Raw genomic sequence first — 4,209 nt, 5'->3', positions numbered from 1 at the left:
TGTTGTTGCCGTCCGGAGCCGTCTCGCGGCGGCCGCGGGCGTCGCCGGGCTGGGCGGCGCGGAGCCGTTCGATCCGGGCGCGCAGCGCAGTGTTGGTGTACAAGGAGTCGACCGACACGCCGGCGGCCCGGGCGACGGAGCGGAACGTCACTGGCACTCCAATGCGCGTCAGGTGTCGGATGCCCTCGTCCGCCTTGGCGATCGCGCGTTGCTGCTTCTGTGCGGCGGCACGGGTCAGGGCGGCGGACCGTGCCTCGGACCGAGTGAGCGTGCCGGTCACCGTGGCCATGGGGGTGATGGGGGTGTCCCCTGGTAGGGGGCCGATGGTGATGGCGACCGGCCCGGTGTGCTGGTAGCCGGTACGGCCGCGGAGGCCGGCGCCTCGCGCGCCGTCGGCGGGTGCCCGGTCCTCGAGGCGGGTGATGATCAGCTGCAGGGACCGGACGGGGGCCGATTGCTGCTCGAGCCCGACATCAGCGTGTCGCCAACCGACCCACCGACCCCATCAAACACGTTGATGACGGCCAGAATCCACTGTCAGATCAGTCCGAGCTTGAGCGGTATATCGAGCGGGCGGACGCGCAAACGCGCGCCTTCATCCAGGGGCAACCTTGGGCAGGCAGGACACCCCGAAACCGAGTCCTGAGCCGTTCGTCTCCGGCTCGGCTGCCGAAGCCGACATGACTGAACGGGCGGTCACCGCCGGGGCCCCTGCCCCGGGCCAGACCCGCGAGCGGGCGGGGTCGTGCGCCTCTCGTGGGCTGCGCCGGCCGTCTTGCGGGCTGCGGGTAGGGGCTGTTGGTCCACGGCGGCCGGAGCACAGCAGACGCCGGCGTCCCGCTGGTGGGTGGCCGCCGCGGCCGCCACTTGGAGGCCGTTTCCGACGCGTTCCAGGGGGCCCTCAAGGGTCCGCACCGCCTGGTTCGCCCTCGCGAGTTCGTCGTGGGTGGCCACGACGAACTGTCCGGCGCGAACGACCGCCTGGGTGTCCTCCAGGTCCGGTGTGAAGGCGTGCTGCACGGCCGAGTTCACGTGGCTGGCTGCCGCGGAGGCGGTGGGGGCCATCACTTCGAGCACACCGGCCAGGCCCTGCAGGTAGCCCTCCAACCGGCCCGAGCTCCCGGGCCCAGCCGGGCTCGTCACCACCAGCCACCTGCCGTAGGGCGACCAGGGCTTCGACCATGGTTGATCTCGCCCGGTCCAGGTGATCCCGGATCAGCTGGGCGTCCGGAAGGATCACCCGGGCGCCTCTGCCGACACTAGTCAGCTGCTCACGGACGTGAGCGACGTGTCCGGCGGCCTGGTCGGGACCGGTCGCGGCGTGCGCTTTGGCCGACGCGGCTTCCACCTCGGCCATCCGGTGGTCAAGACGGGTCAGGGCGCTGCGGGTGCAGTCCATGGCTGTCTGTGCGGCGGACACCTGCCTGTGTGTCGTGATCAGCTGGCGGGCCACCTCGGCCAAGGGATCGGCGGGTGGCGTGCCGCCACCGAAGTCGGAAGGCTGGGAGGTCATGACGGGCTCGACTCGGTCCAGCCCGTCACCGGCGGCCGACCGGAACCGGTGGAGGGGATTGCGCGCCCGGCCCCATGCTGGCGGTAGGTGTCCGCCACACTCCTGGCCGCACCGGCACGTTCGGCGCCCGTGTCGCCGAGGTCGTCGCGTGCCACCGGCAGGCTACGCCCACTCGCAGGCGGGACGACCACCGCGTCGTGCGGATGCACCGCACGTAGCAGCGGGAGGTAGACCGCCACCTCGTCCGTCCCGGAGATTCTCAGTTGCTCGGTCACGGCAGCTCCTCTCGCCCGCCCCCACAAGGCAGTTCGCGAGGCGCTGGTGATCATCAGGCGCGGGCGGATCCGTCCGTGATCCGGCACGTGCGGGCTTCTGACGACCCAACGCAGGACTGGCCGGACCCTCCCAGGGACGAGAGCCGTGATGCTCAGCGAGAGCACGACCAGCGGAGGCGCGACAACACCCGTGCTGCCTGTACGGGGCACGCGGCAGGCAGCGAACCTGAACGCTCAGGGATGCGGCACCGACCTGCGGTGGGCGCCTGCGGGCGGTGGGGGCTTGCGGGCTGGGTCGGAACTGTCCCCGGCGGGGCTACTGCGGGTTGCGCCCGCGATCCCCACCCGCAGGATCGACGCCGAAGTGTCGACGAACGTGCCGGGCGAAGCCGGGAACCGTGAAGGCCAGGTGGCCGTGCGCCGTGTCGGTGACGATGCCTGCGCCACGCAGCCGGGCTCGCGGAACACCCAGGGCGTCGGATTCCACTCCCATAGCCGCCGCCAAGTCAGCTCGCCGTGCCGGTCCATCACCCAAGCTCGCCAGGGCCCGCACGAGACGAATGTCATTGTGATTGGTCACCTTTGACAGCCGGGCGGTGAACAGCTCCTCGATATCTTCCTCCACGGCCGCCAATGCATGGCCGACCTGCGCGCCGGTCAGCCTGGCGCCCGGGTCGGGCAGCCCCGCCTGCCGCCAGGTGTTGTCGCCGACCAGTTGCAGCGTGTGCGGATACCCGGCCGCGTACTCGACGGCCGCCTCCAGCGCGGCGCCGTCCCAGGTCACGCCAAGCTGTGCAGCTGGTGAGGCCAAGGCCATCAACGCGGCGTCGTGGCTCAGGTCGTCCAGTCTCCGGCAGGCGAACCGCCCCGAGTTGCTGACCGCCTGGTTGATCAGGGCAACGCTGACGTGCAGGCCGGCCGCCAGGATGCCGCCGGCAGATCAGGCCGTTCGGACTGGAAGTGCTGCCAGGCGTAGGACAGAGTGCGCAGCCCGCCCGGGTCGGCGGCCTGGATCTCGTCGACCAGCAGAACCACCCCCCCGCCGGCCCCGCTCGCCGGCCGCAGCCGACGCCGCCACCACCAAATCCTCAAACTCTCGCGTCGAGCCCTGGGCGGCGAAGGACTGCCGAGCAGGGTCACCTTGCCACGTTGCCTCCACCGAGGCGACCCCCGGCACACCGCCGGTCACCTTCACCTCCAGATGCTCCAGCGCCGCGCGCACCTGGCCGCGCCCCGCCGCGTCCCAGCCCCGGGTGACCCGGCCGACCTCCTCGGCGACCGCCGGGATCAACGCGACCGCCTCACCGGCGGTCACCCACACCGTGACCGCCCCCAGCTCCTCGGCCTGCTGCTGCGCCCGCCGCAACAACGAGGTCTTCCCCACGCCCCGGGCCGCGTGGTCGACCCGGACCCGCCCGACCAGGCGCTGCAGCTGCGTCATGTACGACAGCCGCTCGCCAATCTCCGCGAGCTGCTTATCCCGCCCTGGCACCTCCCGCGCGACCTGGCCAGGGGTGTACGGGCTCGGCTGAACCATCACCACCTCCACCAATACGCATCGATACGTTTCACCCGAGGCGTACCGGTCCGTATAGCTGACTCCCCGGCCTAAGTCTGGTCCGCGGCGGCTGAGCGCTGCGTCCAGCAGAGGCAGGCAGGCAGTGCCGGTATGGAGACGCAACTACCCGGTTGGCGAACCGAGGACCCGGCCGCGGGTCGTGCAGGCCATCACCCGGCCCGCCGCGTCACGCAGAGGCCGGCCGGCGCACGCTCCCGCACACCAGTCGGCGCTCATTCGACCGGCCGCGAATCATCCGACGGCTCACCCGTTCCGGCTCGATCCGCACCCTGCCGCTCGCCTCCACCGCCGGGGTACGACATCGCCAGCCGCCGCAACCGGGTCACCTCGCGGGCAGTCAGCTCATCACCGCACCACTCCACCAGGTCGCGCACCGCCAGCCCCTCGCTGCTCATCTGAGCCAGCGCGTGCCCGGCGCGACGCTCGATCAGCGCGACCTGTTCATCCCGCTCACGGACCGCCACCAACACCTGCACCGCCAAGCGCTCCAGTCGCTTCTCGCGCTCGGCCTGGCGAGCACGCCGTTTCGCCTGCGCATCCAGCGCTGTCCGGCGCGCCTGCTGCTTGATCGACTGCTTATCCATATCCACCGTCACCTCGCCCAGATCGAACCGTGTCACCTCCCCAAGGCACGTCGACCCACGCTGGTGATCACCGCCGACCAGACGCCTCCTTCAGCGCCCACGCACCCCCACCGAAAACGCCAAATCCCAAGTCCTACACACCTCTTGCATCCTGGCTAAAAGGGTCCCGAATCAACGTGCGGTTGACCGACGCCGTTGGTTTGCAGGGACGAGTTGCTTTGGCTGGTTGCGGGGCGGGCGGCATCACCCCTGATGAGG

The 4,209-nt window shown here is 70.9% G+C and carries 5 protein-coding genes and 1 pseudogene; all 6 read right to left on the bottom strand.

Annotated features, from left to right (window positions below):
• Window positions 1-289: pseudogene (locus FRW57_RS18110) on the bottom strand (DUF6262 family protein); the annotation flags it as partial.
• A gap of 407 nt (window positions 290-696) precedes the next feature.
• Complete coding sequence (locus tag FRW57_RS18105) at window positions 697-1,143, bottom strand: hypothetical protein (protein WP_152186660.1); 447 nt, start codon at window positions 1,141-1,143, stop codon at window positions 697-699.
• Between the two features lie 366 nt (window positions 1,144-1,509).
• Window positions 1,510-1,788, bottom strand: coding sequence for a hypothetical protein (locus FRW57_RS18100; RefSeq protein WP_152186659.1), 279 nt, complete (start codon window positions 1,786-1,788; stop codon window positions 1,510-1,512).
• Between the two features lie 316 nt (window positions 1,789-2,104).
• Complete coding sequence (locus tag FRW57_RS18095) at window positions 2,105-2,572, bottom strand: hypothetical protein (protein WP_152186658.1); 468 nt, start codon at window positions 2,570-2,572, stop codon at window positions 2,105-2,107.
• Window positions 2,573-2,728: 156 nt separating this feature from the next.
• Window positions 2,729-3,229, bottom strand: a complete 501-nt coding sequence (locus tag FRW57_RS18090; RefSeq protein ID WP_152186657.1) for a hypothetical protein — start codon at window positions 3,227-3,229, stop codon at window positions 2,729-2,731.
• Window positions 3,230-3,579: 350 nt separating this feature from the next.
• Entirely contained in the window at window positions 3,580-3,987 is a 408-nt protein-coding gene (locus tag FRW57_RS18085) for a hypothetical protein (RefSeq protein ID WP_152186656.1), read from the bottom strand.
• Between the last annotated feature and the right edge of the window lie 222 nt (window positions 3,988-4,209).

It is taken from the genome of Segeticoccus rhizosphaerae (assembly GCF_009192725.1).
In the GTDB taxonomy this organism is placed as follows: Bacteria; Actinomycetota; Actinomycetes; order Actinomycetales; family Dermatophilaceae; genus Segeticoccus; species Segeticoccus rhizosphaerae.
The sequence above is the reverse complement of the archived record's forward strand: the minus strand, read 5'-3'. Positions and strand labels throughout refer to the sequence as shown.

Bases quoted from the DNA above. Each gene is read 5' to 3' on its own strand.
- FRW57_RS18090 (WP_152186657.1), bottom strand. From the start codon at position 3,229: ATGACGCAGCTGCAGCGCCTGGTCGGGCGGGTCCGGGTCGACCACGCG.